Origin of the sequence: Azospirillum sp. B21, assembly GCF_008364825.1 — a bacterium.
In the GTDB taxonomy this organism is placed as follows: domain Bacteria; phylum Pseudomonadota; class Alphaproteobacteria; order Azospirillales; family Azospirillaceae; genus Azospirillum.
In genome coordinates, this window is sequence record NZ_VTTO01000005.1 from 449,424 (window position 1) to 469,631 (window position 20,208).

13 protein-coding genes are annotated in these 20,208 nt (G+C 65.3%); 8 read left to right on the forward strand and 5 right to left on the reverse strand.

The annotated features are described in order from the left end of the window. Positions 1–24: 24 nt before the first annotated feature. The 4 genes from nrfD to FZ983_RS15470 form a co-directional block, all read right to left on the reverse strand. The gene (gene nrfD, locus FZ983_RS15455; RefSeq protein WP_149224385.1) at positions 25–1,158 is read right to left on the reverse strand and encodes an NrfD/PsrC family molybdoenzyme membrane anchor subunit; all 1,134 of its coding nucleotides are present in this window, start codon (positions 1,156–1,158) and stop codon (positions 25–27) included. Beyond that, the gene (gene dsrO / locus FZ983_RS15460) at positions 1,158–1,913 is read right to left on the reverse strand and encodes a sulfate reduction electron transfer complex DsrMKJOP subunit DsrO (RefSeq protein ID WP_149224386.1); all 756 of its coding nucleotides are present in this window, start codon (positions 1,911–1,913) and stop codon (positions 1,158–1,160) included. The genes nrfD and dsrO overlap by 1 nt, the downstream gene beginning before the upstream one ends. A 160-nt stretch (positions 1,914–2,073) precedes the next feature. Continuing rightward, the gene (locus FZ983_RS15465; protein WP_149224387.1) at positions 2,074–2,682 is read right to left on the reverse strand and encodes a response regulator transcription factor; all 609 of its coding nucleotides are present in this window, start codon (positions 2,680–2,682) and stop codon (positions 2,074–2,076) included. Further along, positions 2,675–4,555 (reverse strand): sensor histidine kinase, encoded by a 1,881-nt coding sequence (locus FZ983_RS15470; RefSeq protein ID WP_247883770.1) that lies wholly within the window; start codon positions 4,553–4,555, stop codon positions 2,675–2,677. The genes FZ983_RS15465 and FZ983_RS15470 overlap by 8 nt, the downstream gene beginning before the upstream one ends. A gap of 407 nt (positions 4,556–4,962) precedes the next feature. Here FZ983_RS15470 and FZ983_RS15475 point away from each other — a divergent pair, with 407 nt between their 5' ends. From FZ983_RS15475 to FZ983_RS35055, 6 genes are all read left to right on the forward strand, one after another. After that, positions 4,963–5,427, forward strand: a complete 465-nt coding sequence (locus FZ983_RS15475; protein ID WP_188092344.1) for a DUF2892 domain-containing protein — start codon at positions 4,963–4,965, stop codon at positions 5,425–5,427. A gap of 136 nt (positions 5,428–5,563) precedes the next feature. Continuing rightward, on the forward strand, positions 5,564–5,866 hold the full coding sequence (locus FZ983_RS15480) for a metalloregulator ArsR/SmtB family transcription factor (protein WP_149224388.1): 303 nt from the start codon (positions 5,564–5,566) through the stop codon (positions 5,864–5,866). Beyond that, a complete protein-coding gene (locus FZ983_RS15485; RefSeq protein WP_149224389.1) occupies positions 5,863–6,927 on the forward strand; it encodes a permease in 1,065 nt (354 codons plus the stop codon). The genes FZ983_RS15480 and FZ983_RS15485 overlap by 4 nt, the downstream gene beginning before the upstream one ends. A 16-nt stretch (positions 6,928–6,943) precedes the next feature. Next, positions 6,944–7,180, forward strand: a complete 237-nt coding sequence (locus FZ983_RS15490) for a thioredoxin family protein (protein ID WP_149224390.1) — start codon at positions 6,944–6,946, stop codon at positions 7,178–7,180. Next, positions 7,165–7,686 (forward strand): hypothetical protein, encoded by a 522-nt coding sequence (locus tag FZ983_RS15495; RefSeq protein WP_149224391.1) that lies wholly within the window; start codon positions 7,165–7,167, stop codon positions 7,684–7,686. The genes FZ983_RS15490 and FZ983_RS15495 overlap by 16 nt, the downstream gene beginning before the upstream one ends. A 373-nt stretch (positions 7,687–8,059) precedes the next feature. After that, positions 8,060–10,927 (forward strand): PD40 domain-containing protein, encoded by a 2,868-nt coding sequence (locus FZ983_RS35055; RefSeq protein WP_149224392.1) that lies wholly within the window; start codon positions 8,060–8,062, stop codon positions 10,925–10,927. Here the strand turns inward: FZ983_RS35055 and FZ983_RS15505 are convergent. After that, on the reverse strand, positions 10,835–12,052 hold the full coding sequence (locus tag FZ983_RS15505; protein WP_188092345.1) for a DUF3616 domain-containing protein: 1,218 nt from the start codon (positions 12,050–12,052) through the stop codon (positions 10,835–10,837). The genes FZ983_RS35055 and FZ983_RS15505 overlap by 93 nt on opposite strands. Positions 12,053–12,135: 83 nt before the next feature. On the opposite strand from FZ983_RS15505, the gene FZ983_RS34100 reads away from it, so the two are divergent. Then, a complete protein-coding gene (locus FZ983_RS34100) occupies positions 12,136–12,297 on the forward strand; it encodes a hypothetical protein (protein WP_188092346.1) in 162 nt (53 codons plus the stop codon). Between the two features lie 577 nt (positions 12,298–12,874). After that, on the forward strand, positions 12,875–20,208 hold a 7,334-nt coding region (locus FZ983_RS15510), incomplete at its 3' end, for a calcium-binding protein (RefSeq protein WP_149224394.1).

Consider the following 20,208-nt stretch of genomic DNA (forward strand, 5'->3'; position numbering starts at 1 on the left):
TGACTCCGTTGATCCCCTGCGCCGTTACTCGGCAGCGGCCATTGTGCGGTCGGCGGCATGAGCGGCACGGACCGGGCGGGGCGCCGATCGGGCCGGGGTCGGCAGGACGGCGGTGATGACGAGCAGCAGGAAGAGCCACAGGCCGGCGGTGCCGATGATGCCGAGCAGGCCGTCCGGGCCGGCCGGGAGCGCGTACTCGTAGAAGCCGGCACCGGTCTTCGGCACGGTCTGGCCGCCGATGAACACGGTCCAGCGGAACATCCAGGCGCTGTGGACGGCGATCAGGCCGGTCAGCAGCCCCGTCCCCACCGGCTTGGCGACGGCGATGACGAAGGGCGCCACGGTTGCCAGCACCGCCCAGACGGCGGTCACCCGCCATGCCTCGGAATTCGCCACGCCCTCCAGGGCTTCCGTGTGAGTCCTGTCGATCCCGAACAGGCCGAACGCCAGCCACAGCCCGCCGACCGCCATCACGGCGCCGAGGAACCCGGCGAGCAGCCGGTTCGCCCGGGCCTCCACCGCAAGGTCGTGGTCGGCGGCGAAGCGGTTCAGGATCAGCACCAGACCGGCGGCACCGACCAGAGCGGTCGTCAGGAATTGCACCGGCAGGAAGGGGGTGTGCCACAGCGGGCGCGCCTTGACCACCGCGACCTCGGCACCCGTGTAGAGGGCCACGAGGACGGCCCCGGCGAGAACGACGAGACCCGCATAGCGGATCAGCCGGTCGTCGCGCCCGCCGCCCAGCGCGGCCAGCCGGTAAAGCGTGGCGAGATGGCTGTCCACCCGGCCATGCTCCTGCAATTCCTCGCGGAAGCAAGTCCAGGCATAGACCAGCAAGCCGGTCACGTAGAAGGGGATGATCAGCGATCCCCACCACATCCAGGAGGTCGGACGGAACACGGCGTAGAAGTGCCAGAAGCGGCCGGGCTGGTGCAGGTCGGACAACAGCGCCACCGGCGCGGCCAACCCGCAGGTCAACGCCACCAGCAGGCCGACGCGGCCAAGTTTGCGCCATTCGTCATTCGCGAAGGCGTAGCCGGGCAGGCTCAGCAGAACGCCGCCGACCGACAGGCCGATCAGGAAGAAATACTGCACGGCCCAGGGAAGCCACGCGACCTCACGGGTCACGTTGATGATTTCGACGATGTTCGTGTCCATCACGCATGCTCCTTCTCGACATGGGCCTCGACATGCGGCTGGGCGCTCGGTCGCCACAGGGTCGGCGTACCGTCCACCTTGCCTTGGAACTTCGGATCGAGGCCGATGTAGAAGACCCGCGGCTGGGTGCCCTGCTCCGGCTTCAGCACCTTCGGGTCCTGCTCGCGGACCAGCCTCGACACGGTGCTGTCGGGGTCCTTCAGATCACCGAAGATGCGGGCGCCGCCGACGCAGGTCTCGACGCAGGCCGGCAGCAGACCGGCATCCACGCGGTGGACGCAGAAGGTGCATTTGTCGGCGGTCTGGGTCTCGTGATTGATGAAGCGCGCATCGTAGGGACAGGCCTGGACGCAATAGGCGCAACCCACGCACACCGTGTTGTCCACCACAACGATGCCGTCCTTGCGCTGATACGTGGCGCCGGTCGGGCAGACGGGGATGCAGGGCGCGTCCTCGCAGTGGTTGCACAGGCGCGGCAGCATGTAGGAGCCGGTCTTGCCCTGCTCCGTCACCTCGTAGGTCGAGACGATGGTGCGGAAGCTGTTCTCCGGGACGTCGTTCTCCATGATGCAGGCGACGGTACAGGCCTGGCAGCCGACGCACTTGCGCACGTCCACCACCATCGCCCAGCGGTGCGCCGCATCGCCGCCCTTGCGCGGCCCGGCAGCCGCTTCACCGGGGGTGGCCGCGAGCGTGGCCGCCCCCACCGTGGCGGCACCGATGCCGCGACAGAAGTTGCGCCGTGACTGGTCCATGATCGGCCCCTTCGCACCTGATCCTCGGCGCCTGCCATTCCGCAGGCGCTCTCGTGCAAAGGTACTGGCGGCCCCGCGCAGCTCCCATTGGGAGCTTCCCCAGACTTTTTAGGGATATCCCCAGTGACATCATGCCGCGGCCAGCGGCGCCGATGCGGCCTCAGTCCGTCTCGATCAGCAAGCGCGTCAGATCGGCGACGGATCCGACCTCCAGCTTCTCCATCACGTTGTGGCGGTGGACCTCGACCGTCTTCGGGCTGAGGTTGATCTCGGCGGCGATCACCTTGTTCGGCTTGCCCGCCACCACCAGTTCGGCGACCTGCCGTTCCCGCGGGGTCAGACGTGCCAGACGCGCCTGGATGTGGGCCTTGCGGGCCTGCACCGCCGCGGCGCGCGTCGATTTCTCCAGCGCCTCATGCACCCGGTCGAGCAACACCTGATCGTTGAAGGGCTTCTCGATGACATCGACGGCGCCCGCGCGGAAGGCCCGTGCCGCCATGGGGACGTCGGCGTGGCCGGAGATGACGATCACCGACAGCAGCGAGCCGCAGCGGGCGAGGGTGTCCTGCAGTTCCAGCCCGCTCATGCCCGGCATGCGCACGTCGGTCACCAGACAGCCCGGACGGTCCGGACGGATGACCCCAAGGAACGCCTCGCCCGAGGCGAAGGTCTCCACCGGCACCCCCAGCGCGCCGATCAGCCACGCCAGCGAGTGCCGCATCGCGGGATCGTCGTCCACGATATAGACGGTGCGGTGCGCGTCAGCCATGGTGCTGTTGCTCCTCTCCAGACGGCAGGGCCCCGTTCGCGACGGGCAGAACGAAGCGCATGACGACACCACCCCCGGGATTGTCGGTCGCCCGGAGATGGCCGCCATGGGTTTCCACAATGCTGCGGCAGATCGACAATCCCAAGCCCATTCCCCCTGCCTTGGTGGTGAAGTACGGATCGAACAGCCGGCTGCGTGCCTCTTCCGACAGACCATGGCCGTGGTCGGCCACCGCAACCTCGACCCGCCCCTCCCCATCGCGCGCGCTGCTCACGGTCACCTTGCGGCCAGCGTCCTCCGCCGCACCGGGCACCGTTTCCGCCATTGCGTCGAGGGCATTCTTCACCAGGTTCAGCACCACCTGCTCGATCTGCACACGGTCCGCCGGCACGGGCGGAAGATCGCCGGCGAGGGACAGGACGATCGGAACGTTGCCGTTGCGTGCCTGACCCTCGCACAGCGCGACCGCCGCGCGAATGGCATCGTTCACGTCGATCGGTTCCAGTTGGGAAGGCCGCTTGCGCACGAAGTTGCGGATGCGTGCGATGATCTGTCCGGCGCGGTCCGCCTGCTCCGCGATGGCCCGCGTGACCTCCAGCAGCTGGTCCGGGTTCCCCGTCCCGGCTTCGAGGCGGCGGGTGCATCCGCGGGCGTAGTTGGCGATGGCGCCTAGCGGCTGATTGAGTTCGTGCGCCAGATTGCTGGCCATTTCGCCGAGGATGGACAGGCGCGCGACATGGTCCATCTCCTTCTGCCGCTCGCGGGCATCCTCCTGCGCCCGGCGGCGTTCGGCCATCTCGTGCACGAGGTCGCGGTTGGCGGTGCGAAGTTCGGCGGTGCGGACCTTGATCAGGTGCTCGACCCGCAGCGAATGGATCGCCCACCACAGCAGGGCCAGCACGCCCACCGCCAGCCATTCCCAATGCTCGCGGGCGAGTTCCACCAGCGAGACCTCGCGCAGGTGACGATAGGGCCCGATGCGCAGGGAGCGGAACAGCGCGTGGACGGATTGGTAGTCGAGCGGCACCGTCCAGCCCTCGTAGCCCGCGGCCTTGGCCGCCGGGTGATCGGCCGGCATCTCGAACAGCGCGACGACGACCGCCTTCGCCAGATCCTCCGGCGTCGAGGCCAGCCGGGCCAGAGGCCAGTCCGGGTAGAGATCGGTCGATACGGCGCAGTCGAAGCCCGGCATCGTCTTCGGCGCCAGGACGCGGAAGCGTGCCGGGTCAAGGCGGCCTTCCGCCGCCAGTTCCTCCAGCAGGCAGGCCCGCAGCACGCCGGCATCGGCCGTGCCGTCCCGGACCGCGAAGGCGACGCGGTCGACGGGAAAGCCGGAGAAGCGGAGTTCCTTCAGATCGCGATAGGGATCGACCCCGGCCTTGAGCATCTCGCCCCAGGCGATCTGAAAGCCGCCGAAGGCGTCCGGGTCGCCGGCCAGGACGGTCCGCCCCTTGATGTCCGCCAGATCGCGGATGTCCGTGCGCTCCGCCCGGACGATGATCGTCGAGCCGATCGACGCGCCGGACGCCCCGGCACGGGACGAATGAAGCGTGGCGACGCGGGTGACGCCGTAGCGCGCCTCAAGCTCCACATAGTTGCCGGTGTTGGTCAGCACGAAGTCGAGAGTTCGGTCGCGGACGGCGGCGTCCATGCCGGGCAGGTCCAGCGGCACCATCTCGGCGCCACGGTCGGGGAATCGCTCCGCCAGATATCGAACGGTCGGTTCCCAGGCGGCGTTCGCATGGTCACCGCCCCGATAGGCCAGCACGCCGACGCGGATGGGCGGCTCGGCTGCGGCCGTATCGGCCATTCCCAACCCGGCCCACAGGGCGACGAGCACCCCGGCCAAGGTCGAGCGGCTCGGTCGGGGCATGGTGCGCATCATTTCCTCAGGCAAGCATTGGGACGACAGACCGGGAAGTCCGGTCGCGCAATGTCTCGCGCAACGGCGCGCGAAGGAACACCCCATCGCGCGCCGCATACACTCTTCGGCAGCCGCTTTCAACCGGCACGGCGCCACATGTTGGCTGTCCCGGTGCCGGTTCGGTCCATCATCCTTGCGGATTCTCAACGATAAACACCGCGCGGATCGCACGGCATCGACAAAGGCCATCCAACCTGTGGGTCCGCAGATGAAACTCGCCGTCGCAAGCCAGAATCACCGCACCGTCACCACCAGGACACTCGGGAACTCATTAAGTCTTCCTAATGTTTGCGGGACAGAACGGCGGCGCTCCTGGGTGCGGCGCCGCTCACCGGAACCGACACAAGGAGGGAACCATGCTACCCGCAACCGCTTCGCGCGTGGAGAACGCCACCTCAGAGGAACAGAACCGCCGCCTGGCCGCCGAGATCACGGAGAGTATCCGTTACCATGCGGAGCATCCGGAAAAGATCGACCGCCGCCTCGACGAACTCGACCGCGAGTGGGACATCGAACGCACGCTCGAGGCGAATGCCGCGACGCTGGCACTGGCCGGTACCTTGCTGGGAGCCTTCGTGGATCGCCGCTTCCTGGTCCTGCCCGCGGCGGTGACCGGCTTCCTGCTCCAGCACGCGCTCCAGGGCTGGTGCCCGCCGGTTCCGGTGTTCCGCCGCCTGGGCGTCCGCACCACCGCCGAGATCAACCGCGAGCGGTACGCGCTGAAGGCCATACGCGGCGATTTCCGGCGGCTCGACCCGACCTCGCCGAACCCGACCCCGCGCGAGCGCGCCGAGGCAGCGTCGGAAGCGGTCATGACGTGACCGAACCCGGCGTGCCAACCGCCGGTCGCCGGTGCCCCGGTCCGCCCCCTGCGACAGGATGCCCCACCGTCGTCGCATTGACGCGCGGGGGCTACCGGGCGCGATAATGCGCTTATTAGCATAAGCGGGGGAAAGCATGGGCACGGACGCGGTGACCTCCCTGATGTCCGTCCTCTCCGACCCGACCCGCCTCGGCGCCTTGCGCCTGCTGTGGGATGGGCAGGAACACTGCGTGTGCGAACTGATGGACCGCCTTGCGGCCACGCAATCCCGGATGTCCCGCCACATGGCCGCCCTCAAGAGCGCCGGGCTCGTCGTCGACCGTCGCGATGCGCAATGGGTCCGGTACCGCCGCAACCCGGCGCTCAGTCCGCGGATCGTCGCCATCATCGACGCCGTGATCGACGCGATGGCCGCAGAACGAAAGGAAGCGGCATGAGCACCGAGACCTCACCCGTCCCGCAAGCGGGATCGCCACCGCCCAACCCCTGGCTTTGGAGCGCCGCCACGGCGGCTGCCATTGCGCTGTGGTTTGTGCTCTACAGCCAACTCGTCCCCTTCTCGACCTGGGTCGTGTCGCAAATGCCGCTGGAGCGCGGCAGCCACCTGGAAGACGCCATCCGGTTCTTCGTCTACGACACGCCCAAGGTTCTGATGCTCCTGACGCTGGTCGTGTTCGCCATGGGTGTGGTGCGCAGCTTCTTCTCGCCGGAGCGCACACGGGCCTTGCTGGCCGGACGGCGCGAGGGAGTCGGCAACGTCGCCGCGGCGGGCCTCGGCATCGTCACCCCCTTCTGTTCATGCTCCGCCGTTCCGCTGTTCATCGGATTCGTTTCGGCCGGCGTGCCGTTGGGAGTCACCTTCTCGTTCCTGATTGCTGCGCCGATGGTCAACGAGGTGGCGCTCGGCCTCCTGCTCGCGCTGCTCGGCTGGAAGGTGGCGCTCACCTATCTCGCCTTCGGGCTCGCCGTCGCCATCGCAGCCGGCTGGGTCATCGGCCGCCTGCATCTGGAGGGTTGGCTGGAGGAGTGGGTGCGCAACATCCGCTCCGGCGCCGTCGATCTGCCGGTCGCGACGCCGTCCATCATCGATCGCATCCAAGCGGGTATCGACGCCGTCAAGGACATCGTCGGCAAGGTGTGGCTCTGGATCATCGCGGGGATCGCGGCCGGCGCCTTCATCCACGGCTATGTGCCCGCCGATCTGCTGTCCGGCATCATGGGGCGGGATGCGTGGTGGTCGGTTCCGGCCGCCGTCCTGATGGGCATTCCCATGTACTCGAACGCCGCCGGGATCATCCCGGTCGTCGAGGCGCTGATCGGCAAGGGCGCATCGCTCGGCACCGTGCTCGCCTTCATGATGTCGGTGATCGCGCTGTCGCTGCCGGAGATGATCATCCTGCGCAAGGTCCTGTCGCTGCGCCTGATCGCCGTGTTCATCGGCGTCGTCGGGCTCGGCATCCTCGCCGTCGGCTTCCTGTTCAATGCCCTGTTCGCCTGAGAAAAGGAGCAAAGCCATGAAGGACGTGAAGGTTCTCGGACCCGGCTGCAAACGCTGCCGGACGACCGAAGACATGGTGCGGGCGGAAGCCGAACGGCTGGGGGTGCCCGTCCGTGTGGAGAAGGTGACCGACTATGCGGCCATCGCCGGGTACGGGATCGCCGCGACACCGGGCATCGTCATCGACGGGAAGGTGGTCCATGCGGGTGGGCTGCCGAAAGCGGAGGATATCGCGCAATGGCTCAGCACATAGCCGGCTTCGCCCTGGGAGCGAGGCTTTTGGTCTCGATGGTTCCGTTGCTTCTACCGGCATCGCCGGGCGAGGCAACGGACCTGCACCGTTTCTGGGAACAGACCTGCGGGGACTGCCACGCCCACGCCGGCCCTTTCGCCCAACGGTTTCTCACGGTCAAGGACGGCAGGCTCCAGGGTGGCCATCACAAGGACGACCTGCTCGTCTTCCTGGGGAATCACCATCTCCCGCCAAATCTCGTGCAACCGATGTACGAGATGCTGCTCGCCCAGGCCAGCACGGCGCCTCGCTTCAAGGAACAGTGCGGTCGCTGCCACGACTCCGCCGCCGACCTGGCGCGGGAATCGCTCGTGAACCGTGACGGTGTGCTGCGGGGGCGGGAAAGCGGTCGTGCGGTCGCCGATTTCCTGCCCCGCCACGCCAAGCTCGGCCTGACGCCGCAAGACGTGGCCTTCTTCACCGACCTGCTGACGCGGGTCGAACGGGAGGTCCATGGGGCCGACTGAACGCCTCCGGCACCGAAACCGGGAGCCGCCCCGTCCGGCAGAGACTGCACCAGCTTGAAATAGGGTTTGGTCGGGTCCGCAGGCTTCATCGCCAACCTGTTCTTTTCTGCCGCCTGACGACGCGGACGTCACGCTTCCCCGCGCCTGCCCTTGCGCTTTGCCATTCTGCGAGAAATCCAGTCATCTTCTCAAATAGACCAACGTACATATGGGAGCATTGAGGCTATGCATGGCGTCGGATACTCGTTCGCCACATTTTATGCCCATCAGATTCCCGTTAAGATGCTCTTAATGTCTATGGGAAGTACTTTGCCCGGCGGCTGAAGCGTTTCCTGCGTTCCCATGGATTGCAGGACTGCAAGAGGTGATCGTCATGACAACGACCGTCGTTACCGATCTCAATCTTGTAAGTTCCACTGCCGGCAACGTCGGAGGAAACTTGGACTCGGAAAGTCCGGTGCTTTCGGGTAACGGCACAAAAGCAGTCTTTACCAGCTACTCGAACAACCTTGTCGAAAATGATTCTTCGCCCAATGAAATCGATCTCTACCTCAAGGACCTCGAGACCGGTCAGATTACGCTGGTCAACCAGACACAAGCCGGAAAGCAGGTGATCGGATGGCTGAGCGCGGCGACCATATCGGATGACGGGACCACGGTTGCCTTTTCCAGCTACACGGATGATCTCCCGCCGACAAACAATGACGGGTTCTATGATCTTTACGTGAAGGACTTGACGACCGGAGCGGTAACGTTGGTTTCTCGTGCGCAGGACGGCGGCGATGCGAATGGCTCCAGCTTTTCCGCTGCATTGTCCGCCGATGGAACGAAGATCGCTTTCCTCAGCCAAGCAAGCAACCTTGTCACCGGCGACACGAACGGACGGGGGGATATCTTCGTCAAAGACCTGACCACGGGCAAGACGACCCTGGTCAGTCAGGCGGTGGACGGCTCCCCCGGGAATGGCCCCAGCTCCAATCCCGTAATTTCGGGGGATGGAACGAAGATCGCCTTTTCCAGCAGTGCCGACAATCTGGTTCCCGGTGACGGCAACGGTGGTGAAGACATATTCGTAAGGGATCTGAACACGGGGAAAACCATCCTGGCCAGTCGGGCGGCGGATGGAAGACAGGCATCAGGCGGCGTGGGCATACCGTCCATTTCGGATGACGGAACCAAACTGGTATTTTCCAGCAACGACGATGATCTGGCTCCGGACGACGGCAACGGCACCGATGACGTTTTCCTGAAGGACCTGGTGACAGGCGAGCTGACGCTGATCAGCCGCGACCAGGACGGCAAACCGGGAAACGGGCAATCCATCCTGCCAACCATTTCAGGGGACGGAACGAGAATTGCCTTCACCAGCGTCGCCGCCCTCGTTCCCAGGGACGGTCCCGCCTCCGCGTATGACATCTATGTGAAGGACTTGACCACAGGAGCGATGATACTGGCCAGCGAGACCGGTGACGGTGTCCAGTCGAACGGCTCCTCATTCGCAGGCGTCATCTCGGCCGACGGATCGCATGTCGGCTTTCAGAGCTTTGCCGACAACCTCTCATCCGACGATGCCAACGGGGGCTCGACCGACATCTTCGTCGCGACCCTCGGCCCACTGGAAGGCCGGTGCCTCAAGGGAACCGGTGGAGCGGATACACTGATAGGGGGACGGGGAGACGATACGATGTCCGGTCGCCGGGGTGACGATCTCCTGGTCGGCAAGGGCGGGCGTGACGCGTTGGCGGGAGATCAGGGCAACGACACCGTATGGGGCGACAGCGGCAATGACATCGTGAAGGGCGGTTCCGGCGACGATCGTCTGGATGGTGGGGCCGGAAACGATGTGGTGAGCGGCGGTCCGGGAGCCGACAGTCTCCTTGGCGGTAGCGGTCGCGACACACTCTATGCCGGAGTTGACGGCCAGACCGACACTATGGCCGGCGGACCTGGAGACGATGTCTATTGGATCATCGGATCCGGCGGTGCCCAACCGTCCGGCGACATCATCGGTGAGAATCCCGGGGAGGGCACCGATACGGTTTTCGTCAAAGGCTCCTATCAACTGGTGGACAATCTTGAGAATGCCGTCCTGCTGGCCTACCCATCCCAAGACCGAACGCTCCTGAGCGGAAACAGCGGGTCCAACAACCTTCGCGGCAACTCGGGCGCAAACGACATCTATGGCGCCGCGGGGAACGATACGATCCGGGGCGGCGGCGGCGACGATCGGCTGGGAGGCTATGACGGCGATGACCGCCTGTTCGGGGGCTCCGGCAACGATGGCTTGAATGGTGAAGCGGGCGACGACGTGCTGGATGGCGGCAGGGGAAACGACAGGCTCGGCGGCGGACTGGGCGACGACCTGCTGATCGGCGGCGACGGCAATGACAGCATCGGCGTGCATGATCCTTATCAAGGGGCCCTTGCCGGACGCGACACCCTCGTCGGAGGCAGGGGCGATGATTGGATGGACGGCGGCGGGGCGCCGGGCCGGTGGGGCGCCGTCGATTTCGACGACGCCGCCGACCTGTTCCACTTCGGCGCCGGTGGCAAAGGCTTCGGCCATGACACGATCTCGGGTTTCAACGAGGACAATGACCGGATCGAATTCCACGGCTACAGCCACGCCGATCTTGCCGGTCCGGTGACAGTCAAGGACATCGAGCCATACACCTACTACCCGGACGGCTATTCCTGGGCGGCTGACATCGCCTTCAAGGACGGATCCACCCTTCATGTCACCGGGGTGTCGCGCGGCCTGCCGACCTTCACCGAAGGAAGCGATTTCACCTTCCCCGACTCCAGGCCATCAGGAACCGAAACCCTGTTTTCGGCCGACGACCCGGTCCACGGCCGTGAACTCTGGGGCACCGACGGCAAGACCGCATACCTCGTCAAGGACATTGCGCCCGGGCCGACCTCTTCCCCGCCCACCGGATCGGTGTCCATCGACGGCACGCTGTTCTTCACGGCTGACGATGCGATCCATGGCGCAGAATTGTGGATGAGCGACGGCACCGCCGCCGCTACGCACATGGTCAAGGATGTCGCTTCCGGACCCAACTGGACAGCGGCGGGCGGTTTCAGTGCCGTCGACGGTGGGCTTGTCTACAGCGCTCCCGATCATCAACAGGACCGGGTACTCTTCTCATTCGGTCCGGCCTCCTTGAGCGTCGATCGAACCGGCAGTGCCGATCTCACGGACACATCCTTCGCCCCGAAGGCCATCGTTTCGCTCTGAGACAGTGCGGCGGTGAGACGCATCAGCCGCGATGGCGAAGATATCGGCGTCTACGCCGGTACCGTTGGGATGCAGCCGATCGTCTCCCGGGTTGTCATAGACGACGATCAGCCTCCGCTCCGGATCGCCGGTGCCGCCCGGCAGCCAAGCGATTCCTTCGGCATGGTCGAAGCCGGTGCCGAAGGGCACGTCCAGCACGCGGGTCAGGCGGTCGCGCGGAACTATGGTGGAGGAATCAGCGTCCAGGCAGCCGGACCAGCGCCAGACATGGGCCGGCCCGTCCAGATCCATGGTCGGTCCTGCGAGGATGAGGAGGTCGTCGCCGTCGAAGGTCAGTTCGCGAATGCCCAGCCCGTCCAGATCGATGAAGCGCTTGCGATACGCCGGGGCCTTGCCGTCCGGTGTCCGGAGCTTCAGCCGGCCGGAGCCGCTGCCGGCAATGCGCAGGTCCAGGATGCAGGCCCAGCCGCGCAGCACCGGTCCACGCAGGCCGAGGAACACGCGGTTTCCGCGCACCGCGATGCCTTCGATGTCCAGCCCGTTCTCCTTGGCCGGTATGTGAACGAAGCGCCCGATATGCTCGTCGCCCTTCAGCGCCTTCGCCAAGGCGTTGCGCTTGCGGCCCATCTTCACACAGGCAGCCAGGCGGCCTTCATGCCGGCGCACCGGATCGAACACGCCATCGCCGATGGCGGCGAGCGGGATGCGGCCGAGCAGGCAGCGGTTCGCCTCGCGCTTCACCTCGGTCAGCCGCTTCAGGCACTCGTCGCCGCTGTGCTCCTGCGGTTTGGGTTTGCGGCGGGCGAGGCTGTGCGAACCGACCACCCACAGCCAGCCGTCGTCGACTGCCAGCCCTTCGACATCCGCTTCACCTTCGGGACCGGCGGGCAGGTCGAAGAAGTCGGTCAGGGCGAAGGATCGGTGGTCGGCGTAGTGCCCATCGGGGCCGGCGATCAGCCGTTCGATCCGCGCGCCCTCGTCGGAGGCGACGAACAGGCAGCGCCCGATGGCCACCGCGACCGAGATATTGTTGCGGACAGGCTTTTCCAGCGCCGGATCGACCGCGTCATGCGGATGGAAGGTGAGGCGCAGGCGGGCGTTTGGCGTGGCTGCTGTATGGATCATGGTGGTACAACGCGCAACGCGCCGGAATGGATCGGCACGCTTGACCCTGCGGGACAGCATTCCGGGCGGATCGCCGGGTTGTGGTGGCTGTTCCTGTGGGTATTGACTGCGTCGCTTATCTGCTGGTGCTTGCCGGGTTGCCGATCACGGCGATCCGCCCGCGCCGCCGCGGCCGCCTGCCCCAGGGACCGGCCTTCGCCAAGGAAAAGCACATCGAACGCCGGCTACATGGGAATGACGGTTAACTACACATGGTTTCTTCGACGGCATTAGCTTGCCACCGATTCCAGAAGGTGGAAGGGCCGTCCACCACATCACCTCACCGCCCTCCGCAGTACACGATCTGCGACCTTCAACAGGTGGGCGCCCTTAAAGACACTGTGTTGCGGTTAGGTGAATCTCTAACTGGTTCCTGATGGATATTACTGCCATTTTCTATCCTACAATCCCACGATCATGGGATGCCATTAATTCGGAATCTATTTATCTTCAGTACGTTGGTGAAATCAACGATACCGTGCAAAGGTTATCCAAAAAACTGGGGACGGTGGGGTGACAGGGTGGGGGACAAGTCGATCCAATGCCGTATGGCGTCCCGTATCTGCTCAGTTGGCCGGGAGCCGCCGGCTACACCATCGCATTTTCCATTTATTAGGCTTGTGACCTGCTTTTCTTTCCGCTTCTTCGACGACCGGCGGTCGATCCGTGTGTACCGGCCGAAGCGACAGAAAGTCTAACAGACCCTTTGAAACGATCAGCCGGTTCGATGCAACCGCTGAGCCGGCACGGAATTTGCCGCTGTATTGAAAGGATCGAACGAACGTGGCCACTCCAACCTTCACGCTGGTCGGCGGCGGCATCTCCGGTCTGACGAATGTCGGCGAATCTTCATCACCGACACTCCGGGATATGGATGGTGACGGCGACCTGGATCTGCTGGTTGGAAATCAAAGCGGCGACTTGGTCTATTTCTCCAATACCGGGACATCGTTGGCGCCTGCATTCTCCCTGCAGGGCACCAATCTTTTTGGAATCTCCGACGTCGGCACCAATGCGACACCCGGCTTGGTGGATATCGACGGCGACGGCGATCTCGATCTGTTCGTCGGCAACGCGGCCGGCGATACGCTGTTCTTCCGCAACACTGGAACGGCGTCATCGCCGGCCTTTGCCCTTGAAGGCACCAACCCGTTCACAATTGCCAATGTCGGCACCAATGCGGATCCGGCCTTCGCCGATCTGGATGGGGATGGCGACGCCGATCTGTTGATCGGGAATGGTGCAGGCGATCTTCTTCTGTACCGTAACGTCGGAACCTCGTCGTCTCCAACCTTTACCCTGGAGGGAACCAACCCCTTCGGCATCACGAACGAAGCGGCCGGCTCCGCGTCCCCGACCTTCGTCGATCTCGACGGAGACGGCGACATCGATCTTGTCGTCAAGAGCACCATCTACATCAATACCGGCACCACGGCATCTCCGACCTTTTCCTCGGTTGGAACGGATGCCTATGGCATCTCCATCAGCGGCTCCCCCAATCCGACCTTCGCCGACCTCGACGGCGATGGCGACATCGATGCGCTCTTCGGCACCAGTGGCGGCGATTTCTCCTATTTCAGGAACATCGCGCCGGTCGTCACGACGCTCGGCGGTTCGGGAAACACGCTGACGTTGTCGCAGATCGATACGCTGACCGGCGGCGCCGGCACCGACGTGATCACGCTGGGCGACATCGGGGCGACATTCATCGTCCGCGCGGTCGAGACGCTGACCGGCGGGGCCGGCACCGACGTGGTCACGCTGGGCACCGGCGGCTCGACGATGCTGGTGAGCGGATTGGAGGCGTTGTCCGGCACCGGCGGCACCAATGTGATCACATTGGCCGGTTCGGCCGGCAACACCATGATGGTGTCGTGGCTGAGGACCCTGACCGGCAGCGTCGGGAGCGACGTCATCACGCTGGGCACGGCGGGCAACAGCACGACGATGAGGGAGGTGGAAACCCTGATCGGCGGAGTTGGGACCGATGTCATCACGCTGTCGGGGGCGGGCAACACCGTCGCGGTGTCCGGCATGGAATCCATGCTGGGCAGTACCGGCACCGACGTCGTCGTCCTGAGCGACACCGGCAACACGATCGCGGTCTACATCACAGAGACCGTCATCGGTGGTGCTGGAACGGATGCCGTTCTGTTCGGCTCCAATGGCGTGCAGGTCGCCGCGTGGGGCGTGGAATCCGTCACCGCGGGCGGTGCAGGCGGCACGACGGTATTGAACCTGGGGGCGCAGGGCAACACCACCACGGTGTCATTGATAACGAACATCGTCGGCGGCGTCGGCACCGATATCATCACGCTGGGATCGACCGGCGTCACCGCCAGAGTGGCGGGATTGGAGACCCTGACCGGCGGCATCGCCACCGACGCAGTGACCCTCGGAACCGCCGGTTCGACCATGCTGGTCTCCCGGCTGGAAACGCTGACCGGCGGTGTCGGCACCGATGTGGTGACGATCGGCTCGGGCGGCTCGACGCTGCTGGTCCGACTTCTGGAAACGTTGACCGGTGGCGCCGGCACCGATGTGGTGACGCTGGGCTCCGGTGGCTCGACGCAGTTGGTGAGCGGTCTGGAGACGCTGACCGGCGGTGCGGGGGCGGATACGGTGATGCTGGGCTCGGCCGGCAACACGCTGTTGGTGCGGTTGTTGGAGACGCTGACGGGCGGAAGCGGAACCGACGTTGTGACGACCGCCTCGGGCGGTTCTACGCTGGCGGCGGCGCAGTTGGAGACGCTGACCGGCGGAATCGGGTCCGACGTGGTGACGCTGGACAGCGGCGGCAACACGCTGTTGGTGCGGTTGTTGGAGTCGCTGATCGGCGGAGCCGGTACCGACCTCGTCATGCTGGGCAGCGGCGGCAACACGCTGCTGGTGCGGTTGTTGGAGACGCTGACCGGTGGTGCCGGCTCCGATGTGGTGACGGTGGGCACGGGTGGCTCGACGCTGCTGGCGAGTGACCTGGAGACGCTGACCGGCGGCGCCGGGAGCGACGTGGTGATGCTGGGCTCGTCCGGCAACACGCTGACCGTCTGGCGGATCGAGACGCTGACGGGCGAAAGCGGAACCGACGTGGTGACGGTCGCCTCGGGCGGTTCGACACTGGCGGCGGCGCAGTTGGAGACGCTGACCGGCGGTATCGGGTCCGACGTGGTGACGCTGGGCAGCGGCGGCAACACGCTGTTGGTGCGGTTGTTGGAGACGCTGACCGGCGGAGCCGGTACCGACCTCGTCACGCTGGGCAGCGGCGGCAACACGCTGCTGGTGCGGTTGTTGGAGACGCTGACCGGCGGTGCCGGTACCGACCTCGTTACGCTGGGCAGCGGCGGCAGCACGATGACAGTGTCGCTGTTGGACATGCTGACCGGCGGGGCCGGCACCGATATCATCACGCTGAGCGATACCGGCAACAGTTTTACCATAAGGCAGATCGAGACACTGTTCGGCGGCTCCGGTTCCGACATCATCAATTATGTGCTGAGCACCACGGAAACCATAACATTAAGCGATATCGAGGCGATTACTGCCTCAGGGAGCGGAACGCTTACCGTCCAGATCGGAACGGATGGCGGAACGATTTCGGTCGGCAACCTCGATTATGTCGTCGGTTCCTCGGGCACGGATGTCGTCACTCTTTCAGGAACTTATATCCTTGGCGTCTCCAACATCGAGACGCTCATCGGTACGAATTCTGTCGATCACAGTGTAATTCTCGGTACCGGCGGCAACACGATGCTGGTCGCCGGGATGGAATCTCTGATCGGTGGGACCGGCACCGATGTGATCGCCAGCGGCTCCGACGGTTCGACGATGGTGGTGTCACTGCTGGAGACGTTGACCGGCGGTGCCGGTACCGATGTCGTGACGGTGGGTTCGACCGGAAGTACGCTGCTGGTGGGCGGGTTGGAGACGCTGATCGGCGGCAGCGGGGTCGAGGTTCTGTCGTTGGAAACGGCAGGCAATACCCTGTCTGCCATCGCTATCGAGACCCTGACCGGTGGTGCCGGGACCGACGTGGTGACGCTGGACGCGGCCGGCAACACGCTGCTTGCGAGTGGCGTCGAGACGCTGGTCGGAGGTGCCGGTACCGATGTCCTGGATTTGGACAACGTCGGCAATGCCATTTCGGCCCTGCAGTTCGAGACGGTCAATGGCGGTCTGGGGACCGATATTGTCGCGCTGGGCAGCACCGGCACCACGCTTTTAATTTCGGCACTCGAGACGATCGCGGGCGGCACGGGTACCGACGTCGTCGAACTCGGCACGGCCGGCAACACCCTGCTTGCGGACCTGCTCGACACCATCGTCGGCGGCCTGGGGACCGATCTGGTCCTTCTCGGCACGAGCGCCGGTACGCTGGCGGTTTCGGGCTTGGAATTCCTGACCGGCGGTACCGGCATCGAGGTCATTCAACTCGGCACGGCCGGCAGCACCCTCGTCGTCGCTGCCCTGGAAACGCTGACGGGCTCCGTCGGCACCGATGTGGTCACGCTGGACGGTATCGGCGACACGCTGTCCGTCTCGGCTGTAGAGACATTGGCCGGCGGCACGGGCACCGATGTCGTCATGCTGGATCCGGCTGGCAACACCATCATGATTTCGGCGGTCGAGACGATCGGCGGCTCGTCCGGCATCGACGTCATCGTCTTCGGCACGGCCGGCGCGACGATCCTCGCCAATCTGCTGGAAACGATCACGGGCGGCGCGGGCACGGAACTGGTCTTCCTCGGCACGGCCGGTTCGACGGTTTCGGTGTCCGACATCGACACCCTGATCGGCGAGCTGGGCACCGACGTCGTGACGTTGGGCACAACCGGCAATACGCTGCTGGCGAGCGCGCTTGAAACGCTGACCGGCGGGGTCGGCACGGACGTGGTCACGCTGGGCACCGGCGGCTCGACGATGCTGGTGAGCGGATTGGAGGCGTTGTCCGGCACCGGCGGCACCAATGTGATCACATTGGCCGGTTCGGCCGGCAACACCATGATGGTGTCGTGGCTGAGGACCCTGACCGGCAGCGTCGGGAGCGACGTCATCACGCTGGGCACGGCGGGCAACAGCACGACGATGAGGGAGGTGGAAACCCTGATCGGCGGAGTTGGGACCGATGTCATCACGCTGTCGGGGGCGGGCAACACCGTCGCGGTGTCCGGCATGGAATCCATGCTGGGCAGTACCGGCACCGACGTCGTCGTCCTGAGCGACACCGGCAACACGATCGCGGTCTACATCACAGAGACCGTCATCGGTGGTGCTGGAACGGATGCCGTTCTGTTCGGCTCCAATGGCGTGCAGGTCGCCGCGTGGGGCGTGGAATCCGTCACCGCGGGCGGTGCAGGCGGCACGACGGTATTGAACCTGGGGGCGCAGGGCAACACCACCACGGTGTCATTGATAACGAACATCGTCGGCGGCGTCGGCACCGATATCATCACGCTGAGCGATACCGGCAACAGTTTTGCCATAAGACAGATCGAGACGCTGTTCGGCGGCTCCGGTTCCGACATTATCAACTACGTGCTGAGCACCACGGAAACCATAACATTAAGCGATATCGAGGCGATTACTGCCTCAGGGAGCGGAACGCTTACCGTCCAGATCGGAACGGATGGCGGAACGATTTCGGTCGGCAACCTCGATTATGTCGTCGGTTCCTCGGGCACGGATGTCGTCACTCTTTCAGGAACTTATATCCTTGGCGTCTCCAACATCGAGACGCTCATCGGTACGAATTCTGTCGATCACAGTGTAATTCTCGGTACCGGCGGCAACACGATGCTGGTCGCCGGGATGGAATCTCTGATCGGTGGGACCGGCACCGATGTGATCGCCAGCGGCTCCGACGGTTCGACGATGGTGGTGTCACTGCTGGAGACGTTGACCGGCGGCATCGCCACCGACGTGGTGACGCTCGGTTCGGCCGGCAGCACGCTGCTTGCGAGTGGCGTCGAGACGCTGACCGGTGGTGCCGGGACCGACGTGGTGACGCTCGGTTCGGCCGGAAGTACGCTGCTGGTGGGCGGGTTGGAGACGCTGATCGGCGGCAGCGGGGTCGAGGTTCTGTCGTTGGAAACGGCAGGCAATACCCTGTCTGCCATCGCTATCGAGACCCTGACCGGTGGTGCCGGGACCGACGTGGTCACGCTGGGCACGACCGGCAACACGCTGCTGGCGGGCGCGCTTGAAACGCTGATCGGTGGGACCGGCACCGACGTGGTCGTGATCGGCACCGAAGGCGCCACGATCCAGGTCAGCAGCATCGAAACCGTCATCGCAACCGGCCAGACGCTTCATCTCAGCGGGCTGGAAACCCTGGTTAGTATCCCGAGCGCCGATGTCCTCATATTGGGCGATGGCGGCAGCACCCTGTCCGTCTCGGCCCAATACAGGAGCATCATCGGATCGTCCGGTTCCGATGTGATCACGCTCGGCAGCGGGAGCCGCACCGTCTTCGTCGAGCGTCTCGAGACGCTGACCGGGTCCGCCGGCGGCGATGCCGTGGCCATCGGGACGTCCGGCATCACCCTGCTGGCGACCATGATCGAGACGATCGCCGGTGGGATCGGTGGCGACGTCATCATGCTCGGCAGTGCTGGCGGTACCCTGCTGGCGGACCGGCTGGAAACCCTGATCGGCGGGGCCGGTGCCGATGTGGTGACCCTTGGCACCACGGGTGTTCCGCTGCTGCTCGCCGCCGTCGAGACGCTGACGGGTTCGACGGGGGTCGACATCGTCACGCTGGGGCCCGGCGGCGTTACCATCCTTGCCGATCTGCTGGAAACGCTCACCGGCGGTGCAGGATCGGACCTGCTCTATCTCGGCTCCTCCAGCGACACGCTGCTGGTGACCGCCGTGGAAACCCTGGTGGGCGGTGCCGGCACCGATATCGTCACCCTCGGCGGCGGTGGCAGCACGATCCTGCTGCGCAGCCTGGAAACCCTGGCGGGGCAAGGCGGCACCGACGTCGTGATCATCGGCAACACTGGAACCACGATGCTGGTCTCGGGGCTGGAGAGCCTGACCGGCGGCACCGGCACCGATGTCGTCACGCTGGGCCCGGCCGGCAGCACCTTGCTGGTCTTCCTGCTGGAAACCCTGGTGGGCGGCGCCGGCACAGATATCGTCGCCATCGGCTCGGCCGGCGCCACGATCCTCGCCGGCGCCCTGGAGACGGTTATCGGTTCGTCCACCGCCGACACACTGCTGATCGGTACCGCCGGCACGACGGTCCGGGCATCGGCGTTTGAAACGATCACCGGCTCTGCGGAAACCGACGTCATCATGTTGGGGACAGGCGGCACCAGTCTGTTGGCCGATCTGTTGGAGACGATCATCGGCAGTGCCGGTACCGAATTCATCCAACTGGGGGCGGCTGGCAACACGCTTGTGATCGATGCGGTGGAAACCCTGCTGGGCGGAACCGGCACCGACGTCGTCACCCTGGAGACCACCGGTAACACGGTCCTCCTGCGCGGCATCGAGACGCTGACCGGCCTGGCCGGTTCCGACGTCGTCACCCTCGGCGACACCGGCAACACCCTGCTGGCCTCGGGCCTGGAGACGCTGACCGGTGGTGCCGCCACCGACGCCGTCATCCTGACCAGCGGCAACACCCTGCTGGTTTCTGCTCTGGAAACCCTGACGGGTCTGGGTGCCGGCGTTGACGTCGTCACCATCGCCTCGTCCGGCGCGACCCTGCTGGCCAGCGGTCTGGAGACCATCATCGGCGGCACGGGCTCGGAACTGGTGTTCCTGGGCACGGCCGGCAACACCGTCTCCGTCTCGGGCATCGACATCCTGATCGGCGGTGCGGGCACCGACGTCGTCACCTTCGGCACGGCCGGCAACACGCTGCTGCTCCGCGGCATCGAGACGCTGATCGGCAACACCGGCACCGACGTCCTGACCCTGGGCGACACGGGCAACACCGCTGAGGTTCGTCTGTTCGAGACGATCACCGGCGGCACGGGCTCCGACGTCATCACCCTGGGCACCGGCGGCAACACCACCTTCGTCTCGGCTCTCGAGACGCTGACCGGTACGGCCGGCAACGACGTCGTCACCCTCGGCTCGGCCGGCAGCACGATGGCGATCTCGCTGAT